Origin of the sequence: uncultured Campylobacter sp., assembly GCF_938015785.1 — a bacterium.
Classification (GTDB): Bacteria; Campylobacterota; Campylobacteria; order Campylobacterales; family Campylobacteraceae; genus Campylobacter_B.
The window spans coordinates 26,559-49,925 of the sequence record NZ_CALLWC010000045.1 but is presented as its reverse complement, the minus strand read 5'-3'; the positions used below and the strand labels follow the sequence as shown (position 1 = coordinate 49,925).

Below are 23,367 nucleotides of genomic sequence, written 5' to 3'. Positions count from 1 at the left end.
TGTGCGATACTAGCCAAAAGAGCTTTAAAATTTAATTTCTTAAATCCGGTGGCGCGTTTCGGCGCGATCAGCGAGCCTGCGCCACTCGGTCTTACGCTTGCAAATATAAACGAGCCGGGTTTAGATTAAGGCTTTACCAGCTAAATAGAAAATTATCTTTGCGTAAATAGCGCTAAATCTCGCAAAGCCAATGGGATTACTTCGCCGTGCGAAGCGCCTTCGTAGAGCTTAAACTCGCAAGAAAGCCCCTTTGTTTTTAAAATTTCAGCTAGATCGGCCGCTTTTAAAATTCCCGCTTTATCGGTTTTTCCTTTACGTATTTCACGCGAGCCGGCAACGAGTATTATGAATTTCGCTTTTAAATTTGATCTAAGCTTTCCTTCGTCTAGGGCATCTCTGATCAGCTGTGATTCGCCCCACCACAACGAAGGTGAGGCGATAAAAAACTCGTCGAAAATCCCATCGTCGCGCAGCAAAGCATAAATCCCGAATAGCCCGCCGAACGAATGTCCGAAGTAAATTTTATCGCTTTTTGCCGTAGAGTATTTTTTCTCCACGAGCGGAAATAGTTCATCTTTTACGAAATCGTAAAATTCTCCCGCGCCGCCGCCGTTTGCATATTCTTCGCCGCTCGCCGCAGGCGTTAAATCTCTCGTGCGACGCTTAGTATCATACGCTAGCGGGCTGTCGTATCCGATACCTACTATAAGGACGGTTTTGCTTAATTTCGGCACCGCTTTTGCGTTTTGCTTTGCGCCATTCGCATAAATTTTCGCATAGGAGTTTAAAAGTATCGGAAACTGCGCGTTCGCATCAACCATAAAAACTACCCTATCGTAGCGAGCGACATTTTTTTGGCGAGCTATAAAAATTTTATATTTTTCGCCGCTCTTGCTTTTTAGAATAAAATCGCTCACGTTAAACATTTCGCGCGCAACTTCACTTGCCTGCTCAATCTTTTGCGGCGGTTTTGCCCTCAGATCGCAAGCGAATAAGCATACTAAAAAGAGTGCGTCGAATATCACAAGGAAGTTTTTTAGGCTTACCATTTAGCGTTTACCTTAAACCAAAACCTCCTGCCCTCCTCGGGATACCAATAGTAATTGCCGTCGTCTGCGAGACCCTCGTCGTATCGGACGTTATCAAAGATATTATAAGCGGTTAAATTTAGGCTCAGATTATCGTTTAAATCGTATTGTGCGCCCAAATCCGTAGTAAAAAGCTTTTTGTCGTTTTTGCTGACTCTATTGCCCGGACCGAATTGTACGCTTGTAAGCTCACTTTCGTAATTAAGACCGATAAAGGTAGAAAGCGGAGCGATAGGCCTATAGCTAAGCGTCGCATGTGCGGCATGCTTCGGAGTAGCGGTCAGGGATTTGCCATCTAGCCTACTAAGATTGGTTTGGCTAAATTTAACGGCGCCGTTTGGCGTATAGATCGTAGGATCCCCGGTTTCGATCTCGGAGTGGCTATAGGTGTAGTTTGCCTTGAAATTTAGCCTTTTAGTAATATCGTAATCGCCACTCAGCTCAACGCCGTAAACCTCGGCTCCTTCTATATTAAAATACGTTCCCCAACCAGGACAATTAACGCTCGGCGCGCCGGCGCAGCCTCCGTAAGCGGGAATCCTATTGATATTGCTGCCATCGGTATCTAAAATTTTATCTTTGAAGTCGTTTTTAAATAGCGTGATATTGCCGCGCAGATCGTCTGCATTGTCGTAATAAAGCCCGATCTCGTAGGTCGTGCTTTTCTCGGGCTTTAAATCCTTGTTACCGAAATCTATAATCCTCCAGCCGCCCTGAATCGTGCCTACTTCAGGCGAAATTTGATTGACGTTGGGAGTTTTATAACCGGTTGCGACGCCGCCTTTGATCGTCCAAGTGTCGCCTATATTAAATGTCGCGTAGGCTCTAGGAGAAAAGTGGTTGCCGAAGTATTCGTTGTGCGTGAGCCTGCCGCCGAGCGTTAAAAATAGCGTATTTTCCAAAATTTCAATCTCGTCCTCTAAAAATCCCGCATGCTCGTTCATAGAAAATCGCTGCGGAGAGCGTAAATTTTGCCTGCTCGCGTTTGAAACGATGAAAGTCGTTTGCACATCCTGTTTGCTAAAATCGTAGCCGAAGGTAAGCGTATTTATACCGAGATAAGTCGTAAATTTGGAATTAAAATTTCTATTTTTTACGATTGCGGGCGAAAGGCTATCAAAAATGCTCGTACGGCGAGTCTTGTCCCAAAAATAACTTATATCAGCGCTTAAGCTTTCAAACTCGCCCAAATATCCGACGCCGTGATTTTCTCTTTTATATTTATAGTGATTTAATCCACGCGCGTTGGGATAAACGGCGGTTTTACCAAGAGTCCTTGAATAATCATGATTTTGTCTTCCGGTTTGAAAGTAAAATTTATTATTTTCATCCGGCATTAGCCAAAGTTTTGCGTTAGAATCCGATTTATCGCTCTTTTGATAGCCTCCCTTATAGCCGTCCTCGTCGCGCAGTTTCTTATATCCCCACAGCTGAAGCGCCGCATACTGCCCGAAGGGAATATTGACGTAGGCTTCGCCCATCTTGCCGTTTCCGATACCCTCGTGATCTTGGATAGTTGTAGATATAGCAGCACTTCCGCTAAATTTAGAAAAATTCTTTTTCGTAATGATATTTATCACGCCGCCTACTGCATCGCTCCCGTAAAGCGAGCTCATCGGTCCTCTAATCACCTCGATACGCTCTATCGCTCCTGCGGGCGGGATAAAATTCGAGTTCATATCGCCCGCTCCGCCTTTTGGGTTCGCCGCCGCGGAACTTACGCGTTTGCCGTCGATAAGCACAAGGGTTTGAGAGCTTTCCATTCCTCTGATAGATATCCCGCTTGCCGGGCCGTCGTCGCCTGCGATAACGCTGACGCCAGGCATTTTATTCGCGATATCGTGCAGCGAAGTGAAGCTGCCGCTTGATATCTCTTTATTATCCAAGGTGGAAATGGAGGCCGGCGCCTGCCTGATATCTTGGCGAAAGCCGCTCGCGCTTACTACGATTTCGCCAAGATTCGTGCTATTTGCGTCACTGCTTAGGTGTGAGCCTTCGACGCCGCATAAAATCGAAACGCTCGCGCATATCGATAATGCGATAAATTTCGCCTTTTTAAAATACATATCTTTTTGCATTTTTGTTCCTCTATTTTGAAATTTAATCGCGGATTATAACTCAAAGCGGATAAATTTAATATTAATTATTAAAGTATTTCTATAGAATTAAATTTAACTAATAATTCCCCATTACATCGATATTTTTATAAAAATTATTTTAAATAAAGTACAACATATAATCAAGAAATTGCTGTAAATAAGTAAAATTTTATAACGCCCGGTCTTAATTATCAAATCGTTTTGAAGAAATTTTGCACAGTTTTTGATTTTATCTGCTTTAAGAATCATTTTCGCTTTTGTGGACGTGTATATCTTAAACTATCGAAGGCATTACAAGCGGCAACGCGAAAACGGCTTTGCTCTATTGATTTCGTGCATCCTGCGGCTTGCAATAATTATTAGACTAGCATGGGATTAATATGCGACGTTTTTTAACACAGTAGCTTCGTATGAATAAATTTATCTTACTAAGGGGCATAATCGCTTCGGCGCAATTTAAAATTTTGAGTAGTTTATATAGGCGGATTTAATTTTAAAATAGTTTTATCAGCACGGCATAATCTGCCGAGGTTTTAAATTTATAGTAAAGAGTCGATTCAAATTTAAAATCCTGGCGCAAGAATGCAAAATAAGAAGATAAAATTTAATAAGACCCCGCAAATTTATCTTAAAATTTAGCGAGATCAAATTTGGATTTACGCCGTAGGCGTGCTATTTTCGGCGTGCGAATCGCCCGAATCTTTAGGTCTTAAAACCCACTGCTTTGCAAATATCAGCGCGTAGATCGCAGCGCCGATGCCGTAGCTAACGTATTCGCTCGGAATGAATTCTATAAATTTCGCGCAGATATTAGGCACCAGCATTAACGGCGTTACTAGCAGTAATAGCAGGCGCTCTAGCGGATTACATTTTGTAACAAACCAGCCTTGTAGCGAGGAGCTGAAGGCAAACATGCCCACGATCGCCGTGGCAAAAATCAGCACGATTTGCAGTGGATCGCTGATCCAAACGATGCTCTTTGAATCCATCGGATCGCCGATGCTTTGGATCAAAAGCAGCTTATTGTTGAAGAAAAACGCAAACGGAAGCACCGCGGTACGCAGATCGTAAATAAAGCCCTGAAGTCCCACGGTTACCGGATTTGCCTTTGCGATGCCCGCGGCGGCGTATGCGGCGATGCCCACCGGAGGGGTATCATCGGCTAAAATTCCAAAATAAAATACGAAAAGATGCACTGCGATCGCAGGGATCAAAAAGCCGTTTTTGCCCGCTAGTATCAAAATCACTGGCGCAATCAGGCTTGAAACGACGATATAATTCGCCGTCGTAGGAAGTCCCATGCCCAAAATCAGGCTCATTATCGCAGTCATCAGAAGTATCAGCACTATGCTATTTCCCGCGACCGCCTCCACGAGCTCTGAAAGAACCTGTCCCAGCCCGGTAAGCGAGATCGAGCCGATGATTATGCCCGCTAGCGCGGTGGCAACGGCTACCGTGACCATATTTTTGGCAGCACCCACCATAGCCCAAAAAATATCGACAAAGCCGACGATAAAATCGGACTTGCCAACCTTTTCGCCAAATATCGTTTTCTTTGCAGGCTCTTGTACGATCATTATTAAAAATAGCACGCAGATCGAGTTAAATGCTGCAGAGATCGCACTTTCTTTTAGAATCAATAGAGTAAAAAGAAGCACCAAAATCGGTATTATGTAATGAATGCCGCTAAATATAATTTTTAGCTTTGAAACCTTGGCGTAATCGCGGCTGCCGTGAAGCCCCAACTTACAGCTTTCCAGATGCACGATAAAAAATAGCCCCGCGTAGCAGACGAAGGCAGGAATCACCGCTGCGATCATTACGTTGGTGTAGCTCATACCTAAAAATTCTGCGATGATAAACGCCGCAGCGCCCATGATAGGCGGCATAAGCTGCCCGTTTACGCCTGCGGCGACCTCGATAGCGCCCGCTTTAGTGGCGGTAAGTCCTGCTTTTTTCATTAGAGGGATCGTAAAGGTGCCCACTGTCACGACGTTTGCGGTTGAGCTGCCGCTTACCATGCCGGTTAGTCCGCTAGCGATTACGCTAGCCTTGGCGGGTCCTCCGCGGAAGCGACCTAAAATCGCAAACGCTACGTTTATAAAATACTGCCCCGCTCCGGCTCGCTCCAAAAGCGCGCCGAATAGCACGAACAGATAGATGAAGCTGGTGCTGACCCCTACCGGCACGCCAAATACGCCCTCTGTAGTTAAAAACATATGCCCTGCAAGCAGTTCAAAGCTTGCGCCGCGGTGCGCGATGATATCGGGCATATAAGGACCGAAGTAGCAATACAGAAGGAAGGTAAAAGCGATAATGCCAAGCGCTGGTCCCATCATACGACGACCTGCTTCAAAGAGTATGAAAATTCCTATAAAGGCTGCTACGATATCTCTGGTTAGATAATTTCCCGGGCGCTGCGCTAGCCCGTTAAATTCTATTGCAGGATACAAGATCGCGGCGACTCCGACGATTAATAAAATATAATCGTAAAACGGGATATAAAAATGTGCTTTAGAGCGCGGGCGAAACGGAAAAAGCGAAAAAATTATAAAAATGGCGAACGCTAAGTGGATTGAGCGCGCGATATTCGTATTTAGCGTAAAATACGCGATGTAAAGCTGAAAGACCGACCACGCGAAGCAGACCAGCGTCACGAGCCAGAAGAGCTTTTTAGAGGTAAATTCTCTACTTTTTACCTCTAAAACCTGCTCGTCGTTTTGTGTAGATTTCTCCATCAACTAGCCTATTTCAGCAGCCCGGCTTCTTTATACACCGCCTCTGCCGCAGGATGAAGCGGCGCGCTAAGCCCCTCTAAAAGAGATTCTTTGCTCACTAAATTTAACGCAGGGTGTAGCTTTTTATACTCGTCGAAATTATTAAGTATCGCCTTAACTACCGCCCTAACCGCCTCGTCGCTTTGGCTAGCGTCGGTTACGAGTACGGCCTTTACGCCGATAGTCTGCGTATCGTGATCTACGCCGTCATACATTTTTGCAGGTATCACGCCTTTGGCAAAATATGGATATTTTTCTAGAATTTTTTTAATATGCTCATCGTCGATGCCGACTAAGTCGATAGGAAGCGAAGTCGCCGCATCGGTAATATTTGCGGTCGGATGTCCTACGACGTAGAAGTATCCGTCGATTTTCTTATCTTTTAGCGCCATAGGGCATTCTTGCGCGGTTAAGACGCCGTGCTGGGCGAGCTTTTTGAGATCAAAGTCGTAGTTTTCAAAAACTATCGTGCTGGTTAGCTCGTTGCCGCTGCCTGGATTTCCGATATTGATCTTTTTGCCCGCAGCGTCGCCGTAAGCTTTGATACCGCTATCTTTAGAGACGACGAAAGCCAAAAGCTCCGGATAGATCGAAATTACGGAGCGTAAATTTTTATCCGCCGCGCCTTGAAATTTGCCCGTACCGTTGTATTTATCATAGACGACGTCGCTTTGAACGAAGCCGAAATTTAGCTCTTTTTTAAGCACGTTATTGACGTTATACGTCGAGCCGCCCGTCGATTGCACGGAGCATTTCATATTTTTATCCATATTTACCAAGCGGCAAATCGCGCCGCCTACCGGATAATAGGTGCCGGTCATACCGCCGGTGCCGATATTGATGAACTCCTTAGCGCCTGAAACGCTAGCTAGTAAGGCCAAACCGGCCAAAGCAACAGAAAATTTTTTCATCTTTGCTCCTTTTTGAGTTAAAAGTTTGAAAGTATTGCTAAATTTCTATAAAATTCTAATAAAAATAGATCGAATTTCGCGCAAATTTACGATTTTACACATCGTGGTGCAGGTGATTTAATATCAAAGTAGCTCGGCGATCTGCTCTGATATGCGGAATTTTACCGCGATAAAATTCTAAGCTTGAAATCCAAACGCCCGTGGATAAAATTTAACGCTATAAATTTCAAGCCTTAATAACTTACGCTGCTAAGATACAGCCCGTTCGGCGGAAAGGGGATTCTGCTAAGAGCTCGAGAGAAGCTGATCTTGCGCCCGCTCTGCACGGATTTTAGGGCGTTTGCGACCATCAGCCGCACCTGCGCTCGTAAAAATCCGTTGGCTTTAAAATTTATCAAGGTCAAATTTCTAAAAGAGTAGGCGCGCGCAACGTAGAGCTCGCGCACAGGGCTTTTTATGTCGCTGCCGCTTTTCATAAACTCGCTAAAATCGTGCTCGCCGACGAAATTTGCAAGCGCAGCATTGAGCGCGGCAAGATCCACGCGCGGATAAAACACGCAAAAATCGCTAAGAAAGGGGCTTGGGCGTCCGTGGTTTAAAACGTAGCGATAACAGCGCGCCACGGCGTCGTAACGTGGATGAAAATCGCGCGGCACCTGGCTGATGTGTTGCACAAAAATATGGGGCGCGCAGTGGCGATTTATGAGCTCTTTTAGACGCGGCAGCTCCCAGTGCACGGTACATTCGACGCAGCTTACCTGGCGCAGCGCGTGCACCCCTTTATCGGTGCGCGAGCTGCTGATAAGCGGCGCAAAGATCCCCACTCGCCCCAAAGCCGCGCGCAGCACGTCCTCGACGCCGAGCCCGTGAGGCTGAGACTGTGAGCCGCTAAATTTCGAGCCGTCGTAGGAATAGACGAGTTTAAGCTTTACCCGATCGGAGTTTGTGCTCGCTGCGAAGATGCACGCATCTGCAGTGGTATTTGGCAGGGTGTTTATTTTGCCGATGTGCGCAAGTTCGCTCGCTGCGAAGTCGCTTGCGGGCGAGCTTTCAAGAATATTTTTGAGTTCGGACGCGCTTGCGAGGGCGTTTGCGGAAATACCCGCTTTGTAGGCGGCGTCTGCTTTGAGAGAGTTTGCGGCACGGGCGTCTGCGGGACTTGTGCAAATCTTTTCTATGCTTGTCGCGCAAATATCGGAAGCGGCGGTATCGGCGGAATTTTTGCGGGCGGAATTTAAATTTGCCGCGCGCGTAGTCTTTTTAGCGGAAACGGCGTCCAAATTTCGCCTGACGCTTTCGTGATTCAAACCGCAATCGGGCACAGTATAGGCAGCTGTATCGCTTGCCGTACTTGCAAGAGCGGAATTTTTAAAATTTGAAAACCCGTCGTTTAAGATCAAAGCCTGCTCCCGTTTTATGCTTCGTGTTCTAAATTTACCCCACGCAAAATTTTAGACGCGCTAGGCTTACTTGTCGAAATTTTATCCGCTAAATTTCGAGCAGACGAGCTTTTGTTTAAAATTTCGCCGCCGCAAAGCTCGGAGTCTTTTTCAGTACCTCGGGGCAATTTTGATCCTGTAGTAAAGCAACGATGCGATAAGCGTAACGCCGAATGTTACGGGAAGCGCGATGCTCGGATGTTTGGAGAGTAGCATGATCAGCGCGAAGTAGCTAAAAAGCACGCCGAAAATCCCTGCGTAAACGAAGCCCTTTTCGTAGCGATAGGTCACGATACCGAGGCTTAGCGCAAACAGAAAGCTCGCCAGCGGAAAGAGCGAGACGAGGGTGTAGATGCTAAATTCCTTCCTGCGCTTTTCGCTGCCGCCCATCTCGCTCCAGTATCCGATCACGCCGCCTCCGCCGCGGATATTGCGGTCGCTTTGCGTGCGCAGAGTTAGGCTTTCAAACTCGCTTACGTGCCACTGATCGCCGCCCATCGTGTAAATTTTGCCGTCGTGTAGCATCGCCGAAAAGCTCGCGTTTTCGTTTTTAAACTCGCCGCTGCGCGCTACGATCATCCGCTCATGATCCTGCGAGCCACCTGGATTATACAGCACCAGATCCTTATACAGGGTGCTTGTGCCGTTGTTTTCCTGCGAATCGATAAAAACGAGCCAGTCGGAGAATTTCTGCCCGAATTCGTTGGATTTGATATTTAGCGTCGCGCTAATTTTTTTGTAATCGATGAAATTGTCCTTTAAATTTTCGGCTATCGGCATCATAAAAAGCGATACGAAAAGTAGCGCCAAGGAACACAGCGCGGCGCTTATGCCAAAAAATAGCGCGATCTTGCGCGTGGCGTAGCCGATGGTAAATATTACTATGGTTTCGTTCTCTTTAGATAGCCTAAAAAGGGAGATGCTAAGCGCTACGAAAAACGCGATCGGCACCGTAAATATGAGTATACGCGGCAGCATGAAAAGATATAGCTTGACTAGCTCTGAAAAATTTATCTCGATAAACGACGTAATACGCGCGATCTGAAGAAAAAAGACGATCGACATTATGATAAAAAGCGTGCTGAAAAGCGATGCGAACGAGCCGACGAAATTGCTAAATAAATAGCGCTGCACCCTATCCATAAATGATGTCCAAGAGCCTTAAAATTTGATCTCTAAAAATAAAAGTAAGAAGCAGTCCCATCGATAAAAACGGCACAAACGGCAGCTCGTAGCCCTTTTTGTGCGCGATGAGATACGCAGGTAGCGTCAAAATCGCGCCGATGTATATCGAGATACCGCCAAGCTTCCAGCCCAAAATCGCCCCCATAACGCCCGCGATAAAAATATCCGCGCTTCCCATCGCTTCGCGCTTTAGCACGAAAGTAACGATGAGGCGCAGCACGAAAAATATCGCCGCGTATCCCGCCGCCGCGCCCACGCCGCTGAGATTAAAATCATACATCAGCGTATAAGCAAGCGAAAGCGCCGTAACTACGTAAAGAAGGCTCTCGGGTACGGCTTTATACTCAAAATCGATCGCCGAAAGCGCCATAAGTAATATGAAGCAAAGCCCAAGCACCGCGGCTTTTGCAAGATCGGGTTCGCCGAAATACGCCGCAAGCGCAAGCGCGCCGCCTAAAAGCTCAACGATCGGGTAGCGGATCGAAATTTTGGTTTTACAAAAGGCGCATTTGCCGCCCAAAAAGAGCCACGAAAGCAGCGGAATGTTGTGGTAAAATTTCAGAGCGTGAGAGCACTTGGGGCAGTGCGAAGCGGGAAAATTTACGCTCTGTCCGCGCGGCAGGCGGTAGATCAGGACGTTGCAAAACGAGCCTACGCAGGTGCCGAATACCGCAAAAATCACGCCGTAAACGATATTTAAATCCATCTTTTTCCTTTGGAGCTTTAACTTTTTAAAATTTAATCAAACGCTCTATGGTAGCGAGAAATTTCTTAGTTTTCATTGATTTTTTGGCTCTCATAAGGGAAAAATTTTACGAAAATCGCCGCCGCGCCTACGCAAAATAAAATGGCTATGAGCCCGGCGAGGAGCGGCTCGCCCCATGCCTCATATAATCCGCCGAAAATCAAAAATCCCGCCACCAGTATCACGGCGTCCAAAAGATCGAAGTTCAAAGTATCTACGATCCATAAAAACATAATATATGCGCCTATCCCGCTGCCTGCGGATGCTAAAATCCCCATTTTATCGGGGATGAGGGCAAACGCTAGCATAAAAAACACAAGCAGGCAAATATAGACCGACAGTATAAATTTCTTTGATTTTTTATACACGCTGCCGCATCTTGGGCATCTTAGAGTTTTCATCGGCTTTTTCGTAAGCTTTTTGCCGCAACCACATTGTATGTAGTAGCTCATAGCCTTCCTTTCGGTCTTTGCACGAATGCGCGGCGTGATTTTTAAAATTCTGCCGCGTTAAATTTACCGCACCTCGTAACACGGCTCGCGCTAGAGCTTTAAATTTAAAAGGGCGAAATTTAAAATTTCTATAGCGCCGCGCGCCTACATATTAAAATTTTAAATTTTACGATGCCGTAAATTAAAATCCTGAAATTTTAAAATTTCATGGTGTCGCGAGCGCCCACGGATTAAATTTTAAAATTTACCGCGTCGCAGGCGGTAAATTTTAAAATTTAAAGTGACCGTCAGAGCGACTGCGCCGCAGCTTAAAGACCGCCGAAGCGGCGCTGTTTGCGGCGGAAATCATCCACTATGCGTGCAAGCTCCTCGCGCGTGAAATCCGGCCACAGCGTCGGCGTAAACGCAAGCTCGGCGTAGCTCGCCTGCCAGAGCAAGAAATTCGACAGCCGCTGCTCGCCGCCAGTGCGCACCAGCAGATCCACGTCGCCGCTGTGCGCTGTATCCAGATGCGCGCCGATGCCCGCTTCGCTTAGTCGCTCGCCGCTTGCAAGCAGCCGCTCGCATGCTCGCACGATCTCGTCTCGCGAGCCGTAGTTGATCGCCAGGTTAAAATTTAGCGCTCGTCCGTTTTGAGTTAAATTTGAAAGATATTCGATCTCGCTTCGCAGATCGCCCTCAAAAGCCGATATGTCGCCGATCGGATAGAATTTTATCCCGTTTTGGATAAATTTTTCGCGGCGAGAGATTAGGAATTTTTGAAGCAACTTCATCAAAAATTCCACTTCGCTTTTCGGACGCTTCCAATTTTCGGTGCTAAAGGCGTATAGCGTGAGGTTTGCGATGCTTTCGTCGATGCAAAACTCGCAGATCTGTTCCACGACCTCCGCGCCCACTTCGTGCCCGCCGGTGCGCAGTAGACCGCGCTTTTTCGCCCAGCGCCCGTTGCCGTCCATCACAAGAGCGAGATGATTTAGGCTATTCACGGATCAGATTTTTTTCAGCTCAGCCGCGATTTTTAGGGCGACTTCGTCCTTTGGCGCGGTGTCGATTACGACCTGATCGTTTTTCGTGATAAAAGTGACCTTAAGGACGTCGCCGCCGAGCTTGATGATGTCGTCCAGCACGTTTAGGCAGACGGCGTCGAGATGCTTTTCGTTAAGCATGCGTTTGGCCTCACCGACGGCGTTTTCGCGGTCGGTTTCGAGTTTAAAGCCCACTTTTTTGATATTTCCGCGCACGGAGCTTAAGATATCCTCGTTTTCGCCTAGGCGTAAATTCCAAATTTCGCCGATCTCCGCTTTTTTCACTTTGTCTTTATAGCGCACTTTCGGCGAATAATCGCTTACCGCGGCGGCCATTATCAAATACGCGCCGTCTGGGAATTTTGTGCTGTCAAGCGCCGATTTTAGCCCGATAGTGCTTTCAAATTTAACGAGCTTGTACGGTAAATTTTCATATTCGTTGCTAGAGATCAGCGTCACGTCCGCGCCTAGGTAAAACAGCGCGTCGGCAATTGCTTTGGAGGTTTTGCCGCTGGAGAAATTCGTAATGCCGCGCACGCTATCGATCTTTTCGATCGTCGCGCCTCCGGTGATGATGACGGTTTTATCCTCCCAAAATTTATCGTTGTAAAGCGCGCGCTTTAGCGTCTTCATAATCGCCTCGGTGCTCGCTAGTCCGCCTTTGCCGGTATCTCCGCAAGCTAGGGTTTTTTCTATCGGATCCACAAAATACGCATTGACGCTTGCTTTTAGCATATCGATGCAGTTTTTTGTGATGTTATTTTCAAGTAGTGCGGGATTTGCAGCTGGCGCGATAACCACCTTAGCGTGGGCGAAAGCCGCGTTTAACACCTCTAAAAATACGTTATCGCAGACGCCCCATGCGAGCTTGTTTATAGTATTTGCCGTAGCAGGCGCGATTAAAACCAAATCCACCTTAGAATAAGCGATATGGTTGATGCCCGCCTGCCAGTTTTCGTTGGCTTTGCAAAGTACCGGGTGATCGCATAGCGCCTCGAATGCCTTGTAGCTGACGAACTCCTGCACGCCGTCGCTAAGCGCGACATAGACGTCGAAATTCGACTTTTTCAGAGCGGATAAAATTTCAAACGCTTTGTAAAAACTTATACTCCCGCAAACCGCCAGTAAAACCTTTTTCTTACTCATCTTCGCTCCTAAAAAATTTATGGAAAAACCCATCTTTGTTGATTTGTTTGCTTCGGCTGATCGCCAGTGCGCCGCTGGGAACGTCGCTCGTAACCGTCGTGCCCGCGGCGATTATGACGTCGTCCGCCACCCGCACGGGCGCTACTAACTGTGTATCCGAGCCGATAAAGACGTTTTTTCCGATTATCGTTTTGTATTTTTTCTTGCCATCGTAGTTGCACGTAATCGTGCCGCAGCCGATATTACTGCCCTCATCGATCTCGCAATCTCCGAGATAACTTAAATGCCCCGCCTTGATCTTGTTTACTTTCGCGTTTTTAAGCTCGACGAAATTTCCGATATGGGTGCCTATAACTTCGCATTTTGGGCGCAGATGTGCCATCGGACCGATGTCGGAGTTTTTTACGACGCTATCTTCGATGACGCAGCCGCTTTTGATGAGTGAGCTTTCGATCACGCAAGGACCGATGATGCTTACGTTTTCTTGCAGCTCGCACTCGCCGATAAATTTCGCCCTGCTATCAATGTAGATACTTTGCGGTAGGCGCATTAAAACGCCTTGCTTCATCAAATTTTCTTTGATCTCGTTTTGCATTAAATTTTCGGCGATGCTGAGGGCAAATTTATCGTTTATGCCCATGAAATTTTGCTCATCCACCCACACGGCGGAGCATTTTAAGCCTATATCTTTGGCGATTTTGATCGCGTCGGTGAGGTAGTACTCTTTTTGCGCGTTATCTGGTTTGATCTGCGGCAGAATTTGTTTCAATGCCTCGCTTTTGAAGCAGTAGCAGCCGGCGTTCGCGTCTTTTACCGCCTTTTCTTCCTCGCTTGCGTCCTTCTGCTCGACGATCTTTAAAATTTCGCCGCCTCTGGTGATTACGCGGCCATATCCGAATGGATCGCGCGCGCTAAAAACGCTTAAATTTACTTCCGCGTTCCCCTCGCAGAGTTTGCGAAGCTCGGCGCTTTTTACCAAAGGCATATCGCCGCAGATTATGAGCGTTTTGGCTCCGCTGATTTCGACCTCTTTTAGTCCACCTGCAGTGCCCGGGAAATGCTCGTGGTCTTGTTTGTAGATTTTGGCGTTTGGAAAGTGCGCTAGAACTGCGCTTTTAACCTCGTCGAATTGATAGTGTAAAATCACGCTCACGTCGTTTGAAATTTCGTAAGCTTTCTTTAAGATGTGGATTATCATCGGCTCGCCGCAAAGCTCGAAAAGAACCTTGGCTTTTTGCGACTTCATCCGAGTGCCCAGTCCTGCGGCAAGAACTATAACCGAAACGTCGTTCATTTTTACCCTTAAATTTCAAAAATCGGATAATTTTAACACATTTAAAATAAATAAAAACCTAAATTTATGCCGCGTGGGCGAAATTTAAATCCCAAATTCAACTAAAATTTTATAAAATTCCGCCTAAATTTTAAAGCTTAGGCGGACGTTTTGAAAAAACTGATTTTGGTTACTTGTATTTGGGCTTTTAGTTTCTCGCTGATAGGCGAGTTTTTGCGCGGCATAGATAGCGCGTATTTGGCGTTTTCGCGCGTATCATTGGCGCTAATTTGCTTTTTGCCGTTTATGAAATTTCGTGGCGTAAATCTAGCCTTGGCGCTTAAAATTTGCGCCGTGGGCGCCGTGCAGATCGGCGTGATGTATATCTTCTACTACCGCAGCTTTGCGTATTTGAAGGTCTATGAGGTGGCGCTTTTTACGATATTTACTCCGTTTTACGTGACGCTGCTTTACGATGCGCTTAAGCTTAGATTTCGCGCGCTATATCTTTTCAGCGTCGCAGTCGCGGTGCTAGGTGCCCTGGTGATAAAATTCGGCGCGATAAACTCCGAGTTTTTGACGGGCTTCTTGCTCGTGCAAGGCGCAAATCTATGCTTCGGGCTCGGACAGAGCGCGTATAAATTTATGCTGGAGCGCCACGGTTTTAGCGAACAAAAGGAGCTTTTCGGCTACTTTTTCATGGGGGCTACCGCGGTTACGGCGATTGCCGCGATCGCGCTCGGGGATTTTTCTAAATTTAATCCTAGCTTCTCGCAAGGCGCGGTGATTGTGTACCTGGGCACGGTAGCCAGCGCTTTAGGGTATTTTTTGTGGAACAAAGGCGCGTGCGAAGTCGATAGCGGTGTGCTTGCGATTATGAATAACGCGCTCATTCCCGCAGCGATCGTCGTAAATTTGGTATTTTGGCAAAAGGATGCCGATCTGGTGCGCCTACTTGCGGGCTCGGCGTTGATCTACGTTTCGCTAATTTTACATAAAAAGATCATGAAATTTTACGCCGTGCGCGAGCAAAGAATTTAGTATTTAACTAAAATTTTATATTTTTACATTAGAATTAGCCCTTATTTTATTTGAAGTTGGCAAAATGAAAAAAACCTTGAAATTTATCGCCTTTACTCTGCTCATAGTCATTGCGATATATTTCTTATACGGCAAATTTTTTAAGCAAGAAGAGGCGCCAAAGGCCCTTACCACAAGGCTTGAGAAGGGCAGTATTAGAGGCACGGTGACGGCTGCGGGAGAGGTTTATGCCAGGGATTTGGTAGACGTGGGCGCGCAGGTAAGCGGACAGATCAAAAAGCTCTACGTCAAAGTGGGCGATAAGGTTCAAAAAGGCGATATGATCGCACAGATCGACTCGGTCACTCAAGAAAACGAGATCGCGCAGCAAAAGGCGCAGCTTCTAATCCACGAAGCAAATTTAGCTTCGGCAAAGATCGCCGCGGCAAACGCCAAAACGCAGTATAACCGCGAGCTTGGGCTGTATAAAAGAAACGCCGCTTCCAAAGAGGCTGTGGAAAACGCTAAAAATAGCGCCGCTTTAAAGGAAGCCGAGCAGAAGCAGATCGAGGCGCAGATCGAGCAGACCAAACTTCAGCTAAGCACGGCGGAGACGAATTTCGGCTACACCAAGATCACGGCTCCGATAAGCGGCACGATCGTTTCCATGCCGGTAGAGGAGGGCAAAACGGTAAATTCCAACCAAACTACGCCTACGATCGTAAAGATCGCCGATCTGAGCAAGATGGAGATCAAGATGCAAATCGCAGAGGGCGATATATCCAAAGTAAAGGTTGGAATGGACGTAGAATACTCCATACTATCGGATCTGGATAATATCAAAAAGGCTAAAATTTACAAGATCGATCCAGGTCTTACCTCCCTTAGCGACGGGACGTACGATAAAACCTCTAGCGGTTCGTCCTATTCTTCGAGTAGCAGCGACAGCGCGATCTATTTTTACGCAAAGATGCTAGTGGATAACGAAAATAATTTTTTAAAGATCGGTATGACGACCGAAAACAACATAATCGTAAGCGAAGCGAACAATACGAGCTACCTGCCTACCTCGGTTATCAAGCGCGACGGGGGAGGCGATTACGTCACTGTGCTTAACGGTAAAGAGCCCGAGCAGCGATACGTAAAAACGGGCGTTAGCGACGATTTGAATACCGAAATTTTAAGCGGTCTTGATGAAAAAGATGAGGTGCTCATCGCCGACGGAAAAGCCGCGCCGTTAAATATGGACGGGCCTCCGATGGTGTTTTAGTTAAAATTTTATGGTGTGAAAATGCTAGAGCTTAAAGATATAAACAAAAAATTCATTCTCGGCGATAACGAAATCCACGTGCTAAAGGACGTAAGTTTAAATATCGAAGCGGGCGAGTTTATATCGATAATCGGGCAATCGGGAAGCGGAAAATCCACGCTGATGAATATAATCGGCTGCATCGATACGCCAAGTAGCGGAAGCTACAAGATAGAGGGTCGCGAAACCGCGAATTTAAGCGGCGACGAGCTTGCGGCGCTTAGAAGTAAAAAATTCGGCTTCGTCTTTCAAAAATACAATCTCATCGCCACGATGGATGCGACCGCAAATGTCTCGCTGCCTGCGGTGTATGCGGGAGTAGGAGCGAGCGAACGGACGAAACGGGCGGTAGAGCTTTTGGATAAGCTGGAGCTTGGCGATCGCACCAAAAATTTACCGAGCAAACTTAGCGGCGGGCAGCAGCAGCGCGTAAGCATCGCCCGCGCTCTGATAAACGGCGGCGAAGTGATTTTGGCAGACGAGCCTACCGGCGCGCTTGATAGCAAAAGCGGCGAGACGGTGATGCAAATTTTAACGGCGCTACACAAAGAGGGCCACACCATCATCATAGTTACGCATGATGCGCATATTGCGGAATTTGCGGATCGTATCATCGAGATCAAAGACGGCAGAATTTTAAGTGATAAAAGAAAGACGGAACGGGTTTTCGAGCGCAAAAAAGAGCAGATCAAAACGAAAAATTCTTTCATACTGCGCAAAGACCAGCTCATCGAAAGCTTTAAAATGTCCATTAGCGCGATATTTTCGCATAAGCTAAGATCGATTTTGACGATGCTAGGCATCATCATCGGCATCGCGTCTGTTATCTGCGTAGTAGCTCTCGGTAAGGGTTCGGAGGAGAAAATTTTATCCGAGATCCGTAAAATTGGCACCAATACGATCGATATCTTTCCCGGTAAAAATTTCGGCGACGTGCGTGCGGGCTTTGTAAGCACCCTTACGATAAGCGATTCTAAGGTTTTGGCGCGCCAGCCCTACGTCGATTATGCCACACCAAATGCTTCTGCAAGCGGTACGGCAACATATGCTAATTTAAGCTCCAAGGCTCAACTGCGCGGCGGCGGCGTGAATTCTTTGGCGGTTAATGGCATAGATATAGAAGATGGTAGAAATTTTAGCGACGATGATATTAAAAATTCTGCCTCTGTCGCGATTATCGATCCAAACACTAAAAAAACATTTTTTAAAAATTCAGATCCGATCGGCAAGACGATTTTATTTTCGGGTAAGCCACTTAAGATCATAGGAGTTTCGGGCAAGGATAAAAACGCCTTCGGAAGCAACGAAAATTTAAGAATTTACGCGCCGTACTCAACTGTGATGAATAAAATCACGGGCAATCGAAAAATCAGCTCTATCACCATCAAAATAAAAGACGATGTCAATACTCAAGTAGCCGAAGAAAGCCTAACTCAGCTACTTATCCAAAGACACGGCTCGCGGGATTTTCATACGATGAACGCAGATACTATCAAACAAACAATACAAAGCACTACCGGCACGATGACGATTCTGATCTCATCAATCGCGGTGATCTCACTCGTCGTCGGCGGCATCGGCGTGATGAATATCATGCTCGTAAGCGTCACCGAGCGCACGCGCGAGATCGGCATCAGGATGGCGATCGGCGCGAAGCAATCCAACATCTTGCAGCAATTTTTGATAGAGGCGATCTTGCTTTGCTCGCTCGGTGGAGCTTTGGGAATTTTAATCGCTTTGGCGCTTGGATTTGCATTTAATACCATAAGCCCAGATTTTGCGATGAAATTTACTACCGCGCCTTTCGTGATCGCCTTTGCGGCGTCGTCCGCGATCGGCATAGTTTTTGGCTATCTGCCGGCAAGAAACGCCAGCAGATTAAATCCGATAGATGCTTTAGCACAAGAATAAACAAGGAGAGAAAATGATAAATTCTAAAGTAATTTTAAGCGGCGTCTTAGCTGTTTTTATCGGCGGTTGCGCCTCAAATCAAAGTGAGGTCGAATTTAAGCCTGTAGAGCATTTCAAGGACGAAAATGCAAGCTATGAAATCGATACGCTGTGGTATAAAAAATACGGTGAATCATACCTAAATAAGCTTGTAGATCAAGCCCTTGCAAATAACTACGATCTAAAAACAGCGGCTTTAAACGTTGAGAGTGCTTATGCAAATTTAGGGCTAAGTAGGGCTGATCTTTTTCCTACGCTAAGTAGCTCGTGGAGTGCGGGCGCTAATCGCGACATAAGCACCGGCTCGAACTGGAACAAAACCTATAGCTCTGGTTTTAACGTAAGCTATGAGCTTGATCTTTTCGGCAAGATCCGCTCGGCGGTAAATGCCGATGGCTGGAACGCTAAAGCCAGCGAGTTTGACCTTGAAAATACTCGCCTGACTCTTATAAATTCCGTCGTAAGCGGCTACTTCGAGATGCTTTATCTAAACGATTCACTAAAATGGACAAAACAGAATTTAAGCGATTACCGAGAGATCGAAAAGATAATCAAGGCAAAATACGATTACGGCAAGTCCGAGCAGCTAGATTACAGGCAGATTCAAAATTCTATTCTAGGGCTTGAAAACAAGGTATTAAGCATTCAAAAAAATATTGAGGATAATCATAAATATATGAGAAATCTCATCTCCTCCGGCTTGCAATTTGATGATAACACAGATTCGATAAATTCCATAGAATTCCAAGGCGTTGATCTAAATGTGCCTTACACGGCGCTTGCTAATCGCCCCGACATTAGAGCTGCGATCGCTAGGTTAAATTCCAGCTTTTACGACGAACAGACCGCTAAGTTAAATTTTTTTCCTAGCGTAAATTTAGGCGCAGGGCTTACTAATGGGCAAGGCGTGAGCGCTAATGATAGCTTCAAGCTAAATTTTTTAAGTGGCAACGTAAGCATAAGTCTGCCGTTTTTGGATTATGCGAGGGTTGAAAACCGCCTTAAAATTTCGGAGATCGCTTTTCGTAAAAACGTCGTAAATTACGAACAGACGCTCTCTAACGCTACGAATGAGGTGCTAAATTTATATAGAATTTATCAGATCAATCTGGCTAGCCTTAAAAATTTAAGTGCCGCTTATGACGAAAAGGCGCGTATTGCCGATCTTTACGCTGCGAAATACGAAGCTGGCTCAAGTGAGCTGAAGGATATGCTAGAAGCCCGCACCGACGCCGTAAATGCCAAGATAAACGAGCTAAATCAGAGATATTTGACGCTTCAAAACGAGGCGGCGATCTATCGCGCGATGGCAGGTAAATTTAAACGCAAATGAAAAAGGCTTTGATATTTTGGTTGCTTTGCGGCGCGATATTTGCTGATTCCACGGCACTAAGCGCGCAAGATGGTGCAGTAAGCCTTAGCTCCAGCGCTTACGTTGCGAACGATAAACAATCAGAATTTGAGAAAAACCATAGTGAAATTCTGCTAAATCGTCAAAAAAATGAACTAGATAGGCAAAGCCTGCAAAATAATTTGCAACGTGAATCAAAAGGCGCAGGCGACCACGATGATTTTTCGATGAAAAAACAGCCGATGCAAGATATCAAGGAGCGAAACAATAGAAATGAACAGGACTTAAAACTGCGCCGTAAAAAGCTGCAAGGCGACGCTTATCGGCGCTAGGGCTACTTTTGTTTATCGGTTTTTAAGTAAAGTTTCTATAAAATCTCCGCTTTACATTTTCTTAAAGGAACAGTTATGAAAAGAACGTACCAACCCCACAATACCCCTAAAAAGCGTACTCACGGCTTTCGCGTCCGCATGAAAACAAAAAACGGCCGCAGAGTTTTAAGTGCAAGACGTGCTAAAGGCAGAAGAAGATTGGCTGCGTAGGCGAATTTGCTGCGATAAGCGATAGCAGGGTTTTTTCGGAGGTTTATAAAAGTGCGGCAAAGTGGCATTGCGAATGTGCTGTTGTATATTTTTTGGCTAGCGAGCAGCGTAAATTTAGCGCGGTCGCCAGTAAAAAAATAGGCAACTCGATCACGCGAAACCGCGCCAAAAGACGTTTGCGCGCCGCGTTTTATAATCAGCAGAATTCCATCGATAGCGGCATTTTTATACTGATCGCGAAAAAACAGATGAATGATATGAGTTTTAGCGAGCTGGAACGAAATTTAAAATGGGCGCTTAAAAAGATCGGCGCAGTAAAATGAAGAGATTTTTTATAGCCGCGATCGGGTTTTATCGAAAATTTATTTCGCCTTTGCTACCGCGCTGTTGCCGTTATTATCCGAGCTGTTCGGAATACGCGCTTTATGAGTTTAAGTTTAACGGCGCCTTTGGCGCGCTCTGTGCTGTAACGGCTAGAATTTTAAGATGCAATCCGCTCTTTAGCGGCGGCATAGATTATCCGATAATCGCGCGAAATTTCAAATTTTGCGTATTTTCTAAAATCCGCAGCAGCAATGCCTCTGCGGATAAATTTAAGCTTTGGTTCATACCATATAAAAAAAATAGATATTACGTCATACGACTAGGAGAAAAATAGTGCTAGATAAACTACCTCAATCAAAACGCCTTGCTATCGCAATAGCAACTGCGCTCATATTTTTTGTAGCTTACGATCATTTTTATTTATCAAAAATTCGCGCCGCAATGGAGGCAAATGCAACCGCAGCGCAAATAGCGCAAAAAAATGCCGCCAAGTCCGCTCCGCAAACTTCCGCCGCTGGCGTGAGCGCGCAGGGAGCGAATTTAAATACTGCAAATTCCATATCTGCACCGTTAGTACGCGTGGTTGGCAAAGAAGCAAATTTTACGATCGACAGGCTCGGTCGTATAAGCTCGTATGTGTTAAACGATGCGAAATTCCACGACGGAAACGGCGAGGCTCTAAATTTAATCGATGCCAAATCGCATTCCAAGCCGCTTGAGGTGCGTTTCGAGGACGCGGCGTTGAATGCGATGGCTTTCGATACTCCTTACAGCGCTTCATCTAGCGAGCTGGACGTACGAAACGGAGAGGCTAGCGTTACATTAAGTCAAAGTTTAGGCGCCGTTAGCATAAATAAAATTCTTACCTTTTATCCAAATGGTAGTTATAAATTGGATCTGAAGTTAAGCGGCAATGCGCATTATTTTATCAGCCCCGGCTCGCGCCCGAACGTAGAAGTAGATAGCTATACGGTTCACGGCGTCATCGTTGGAAAACCGGGCGAAGCGGGAATTTCAGATAAAATCGCTTCATTTTTTACTGGCTCGCAAGCTATAAGCGAAAGCGTAGAAATTTTTAAAGATGGCGATGTGGATAAAAACGAGCGAATAAGTGGCGCAAATATCGCTGCAAGCTCCGATCGCTATTATACGACGCTATTTTACGGAGAGAGCTTGAATGCGACCGTGACTGACGCAGATAAAATTTCGCAGGTTTTCATAGGCTCAGACGGCGATCTTAGTCTTACGGGCTATATCGGCGCGAAAGATCACGCGACGCTAAGCTCGATAAATCCTGCTCTTACGCACATTATCGAATATGGCTGGTTCACCTTCATCGCCCGCCCGATGTTTAAATTTCTAAACTGGCTGCACGGCTATATTGGTAACTGGGGCTGGTCGATCGTCGTGCTTACGCTCATCATCCGCCTAATCTTATTCCCACTAAGCTACAAGGGAATGCTATCTATGAATAAGCTAAAAGATCTGGCGCCTAAGATGAAAGAGCTTCAAGAAAAATACAAGGACGATAAGCAAAAGCTGCAGATGCATATGATGGATATGTATAAGAAAAACGGTGCCAATCCAATGGGCGGCTGCTTGCCGATCCTGCTTCAGATACCGGTATTTTTCGCGATCTACCGCGTTTTGCTTAACGCGATCGAGCTAAAGGGCGCTGAATGGGCGCTGTGGATCCACGATCTGTCGCTTAAAGATCCATATTACATCCTGCCGATTACGATGGGAATTTTGATGTTTTTGCAGCAAAAGATTACGCCGACTACGTTTACTGATCCGATGCAAGAGAAGATGATGAAATTCTTGCCGCTCATTTTTACGGTGTTTTTCGTAATGTTCCCGGCGGGTCTTACGCTATACTGGACGGTAAATAATTTCTGCTCCATTATCCAGCAATATGTCATTAATAAAGCCTTTGCTAGGCATAAACAAGCTCAAATAGCGGAGAAAAAATCATGATAATTGAAGCAGAAAATTTAAAAGACGCATATAATAAAGCAGCAGCTGAGCTTGGATGCTCAGTAACGCAACTTAATGTGCGCGTCTTGCAGCATCCAAGCGGCGGATTTTTGGGCTTTTTTAAAAAAAATGCTATTATAGAAGCGGTTTTGGAAGGGGAGAAATTTAGCGAAAATCCGGAATTTAACGCCCCGCAAAATAAAGCCGGCAAAGCAGAGAAAAAGCAGGGCGATAAATCAGAGCCGCAAAGCCCGCGCACCACGCATTCTAAACATCGCAAAGAAAAGCAAAAGGGCGTTGTGACGGATGAAATTCTATCCGATATCAAAGAGAAGCTATCTGCACTTTTCAGATCAAGCGAGTTTAAGATCGAAGTTAGCGATGTTAGCAAAATCGACGAAAATACCGTCTATATCAAGCTGCAAGGCGAGGATAGCGCGCTTTTGATAGGCAAAGAAGGACACCGCTACAAGGCGCTTTCGTATATGATTTACAACTGGATCAGTATCAGATATGATCTTGCCGTGGTTTTTGAAATCGCGGAATTTTTACAAAATCAAGAACGATTTATCGATTCTTATGTAAATGCGCTCGTGGAACGCTCCGGAAATGAGCGTATCGTCACGAAGGCTTTTGATGGCGCATTTATCAAAATTGTAGCCGATAAGCTAAAACAAGCATATCCAGATCGTTTCGTGGGCATCAAATCCACGCGTAGCGGCAAAATCGTCATCGTAGACGAAAAAAGCTAATC

At 46.0% G+C, this 23,367-nt stretch carries 22 protein-coding genes; 10 read left to right on the top strand and 12 right to left on the bottom strand.

Annotated elements, in window-relative coordinates:
* Positions 1–152: 152 nt before the first annotated feature.
* The 12 genes from Q0393_RS06815 to glmU form a co-directional block, all read right to left on the bottom strand.
* Positions 153–1,049 carry an alpha/beta hydrolase-fold protein gene (locus Q0393_RS06815; protein ID WP_298978938.1) on the bottom strand — a complete coding sequence of 299 codons (897 nt, stop codon included), beginning with the start codon at positions 1,047–1,049 and terminating at the stop codon, positions 153–155.
* A complete protein-coding gene (locus Q0393_RS06810; protein WP_298978937.1) occupies positions 1,043–3,166 on the bottom strand; it encodes a TonB-dependent receptor in 2,124 nt (707 codons plus the stop codon). The genes Q0393_RS06815 and Q0393_RS06810 overlap by 7 nt, the downstream gene beginning before the upstream one ends.
* Positions 3,167–3,843: 677 nt before the next feature.
* Positions 3,844–5,925 (bottom strand): TRAP transporter permease, encoded by a 2,082-nt coding sequence (locus Q0393_RS06805; protein WP_298978935.1) that lies wholly within the window; start codon positions 5,923–5,925, stop codon positions 3,844–3,846.
* A gap of 8 nt (positions 5,926–5,933) precedes the next feature.
* On the bottom strand, positions 5,934–6,875 hold the full coding sequence (locus Q0393_RS06800; RefSeq protein ID WP_298978934.1) for a TAXI family TRAP transporter solute-binding subunit: 942 nt from the start codon (positions 6,873–6,875) through the stop codon (positions 5,934–5,936).
* Positions 6,876–7,108: 233 nt separating this feature from the next.
* A complete protein-coding gene (gene truA, locus Q0393_RS06795; RefSeq protein WP_298978989.1) occupies positions 7,109–7,837 on the bottom strand; it encodes a tRNA pseudouridine(38-40) synthase TruA in 729 nt (242 codons plus the stop codon).
* A gap of 452 nt (positions 7,838–8,289) precedes the next feature.
* Entirely contained in the window at positions 8,290–8,442 is a 153-nt protein-coding gene (locus tag Q0393_RS06790) for a hypothetical protein (RefSeq protein ID WP_298978933.1), read from the bottom strand.
* Positions 8,426–9,457, bottom strand: a complete 1,032-nt coding sequence (locus tag Q0393_RS06785; RefSeq protein WP_298024948.1) for an LptF/LptG family permease — start codon at positions 9,455–9,457, stop codon at positions 8,426–8,428. Before Q0393_RS06785 ends, Q0393_RS06790 begins: the two co-directional genes overlap by 17 nt.
* The gene (locus Q0393_RS06780) at positions 9,450–10,205 is read right to left on the bottom strand and encodes an A24 family peptidase (protein ID WP_298978932.1); all 756 of its coding nucleotides are present in this window, start codon (positions 10,203–10,205) and stop codon (positions 9,450–9,452) included. The genes Q0393_RS06785 and Q0393_RS06780 overlap by 8 nt, the downstream gene beginning before the upstream one ends.
* 65 nt (positions 10,206–10,270) lie before the next feature.
* On the bottom strand, positions 10,271–10,696 hold the full coding sequence (locus tag Q0393_RS06775) for a hypothetical protein (protein ID WP_298978931.1): 426 nt from the start codon (positions 10,694–10,696) through the stop codon (positions 10,271–10,273).
* Positions 10,697–11,004: 308 nt separating this feature from the next.
* A complete protein-coding gene (gene uppS, locus Q0393_RS06770; protein ID WP_298978929.1) occupies positions 11,005–11,682 on the bottom strand; it encodes a polyprenyl diphosphate synthase in 678 nt (225 codons plus the stop codon).
* A 3-nt stretch (positions 11,683–11,685) separates the two neighbouring features.
* A complete protein-coding gene (gene coaBC / locus Q0393_RS06765) occupies positions 11,686–12,867 on the bottom strand; it encodes a bifunctional phosphopantothenoylcysteine decarboxylase/phosphopantothenate--cysteine ligase CoaBC (RefSeq protein ID WP_298978927.1) in 1,182 nt (393 codons plus the stop codon).
* Positions 12,860–14,161 (bottom strand): bifunctional UDP-N-acetylglucosamine diphosphorylase/glucosamine-1-phosphate N-acetyltransferase GlmU, encoded by a 1,302-nt coding sequence (gene glmU, locus Q0393_RS06760; protein WP_298978926.1) that lies wholly within the window; start codon positions 14,159–14,161, stop codon positions 12,860–12,862. Before glmU ends, coaBC begins: the two co-directional genes overlap by 8 nt.
* Before the next feature lie 150 nt (positions 14,162–14,311).
* Between glmU and Q0393_RS06755 the strand changes: the two genes are divergently transcribed.
* The 10 genes from Q0393_RS06755 (at position 14,312) to Q0393_RS06710 (ending at position 23,365) form a co-directional block, all read left to right on the top strand.
* Complete coding sequence (locus Q0393_RS06755) at positions 14,312–15,181, top strand: EamA family transporter (RefSeq protein WP_298978925.1); 870 nt, start codon at positions 14,312–14,314, stop codon at positions 15,179–15,181.
* 64 nt (positions 15,182–15,245) lie between these two features.
* Positions 15,246–16,430 (top strand): efflux RND transporter periplasmic adaptor subunit, encoded by a 1,185-nt coding sequence (locus tag Q0393_RS06750; RefSeq protein WP_298978923.1) that lies wholly within the window; start codon positions 15,246–15,248, stop codon positions 16,428–16,430.
* A 21-nt stretch (positions 16,431–16,451) separates the two neighbouring features.
* The gene (locus tag Q0393_RS06745; protein WP_298978921.1) at positions 16,452–18,380 is read left to right on the top strand and encodes a MacB family efflux pump subunit; all 1,929 of its coding nucleotides are present in this window, start codon (positions 16,452–16,454) and stop codon (positions 18,378–18,380) included.
* Positions 18,381–18,393: 13 nt separating this feature from the next.
* Positions 18,394–19,752 (top strand): efflux transporter outer membrane subunit, encoded by a 1,359-nt coding sequence (locus tag Q0393_RS06740; RefSeq protein ID WP_298978919.1) that lies wholly within the window; start codon positions 18,394–18,396, stop codon positions 19,750–19,752.
* Complete coding sequence (locus tag Q0393_RS06735; RefSeq protein ID WP_298978918.1) at positions 19,749–20,102, top strand: hypothetical protein; 354 nt, start codon at positions 19,749–19,751, stop codon at positions 20,100–20,102. Before Q0393_RS06740 ends, Q0393_RS06735 begins: the two co-directional genes overlap by 4 nt.
* A 75-nt stretch (positions 20,103–20,177) precedes the next feature.
* On the top strand, positions 20,178–20,312 hold the full coding sequence (gene rpmH / locus Q0393_RS06730; RefSeq protein WP_005873223.1) for a 50S ribosomal protein L34: 135 nt from the start codon (positions 20,178–20,180) through the stop codon (positions 20,310–20,312).
* A complete protein-coding gene (gene rnpA / locus Q0393_RS06725) occupies positions 20,300–20,635 on the top strand; it encodes a ribonuclease P protein component (protein WP_367179177.1) in 336 nt (111 codons plus the stop codon). Before rpmH ends, rnpA begins: the two co-directional genes overlap by 13 nt.
* Positions 20,632–20,970, top strand: coding sequence for a membrane protein insertion efficiency factor YidD (gene yidD / locus Q0393_RS06720; protein ID WP_298978916.1), 339 nt, complete (start codon positions 20,632–20,634; stop codon positions 20,968–20,970). Before rnpA ends, yidD begins: the two co-directional genes overlap by 4 nt.
* The gene (gene yidC, locus Q0393_RS06715; protein ID WP_298978914.1) at positions 20,970–22,613 is read left to right on the top strand and encodes a membrane protein insertase YidC; all 1,644 of its coding nucleotides are present in this window, start codon (positions 20,970–20,972) and stop codon (positions 22,611–22,613) included. Before yidD ends, yidC begins: the two co-directional genes overlap by 1 nt.
* The gene (locus Q0393_RS06710; protein WP_298978912.1) at positions 22,610–23,365 is read left to right on the top strand and encodes a Jag N-terminal domain-containing protein; all 756 of its coding nucleotides are present in this window, start codon (positions 22,610–22,612) and stop codon (positions 23,363–23,365) included. Before yidC ends, Q0393_RS06710 begins: the two co-directional genes overlap by 4 nt.
* The last annotated feature ends 2 nt before the right edge of the window (positions 23,366–23,367 follow it).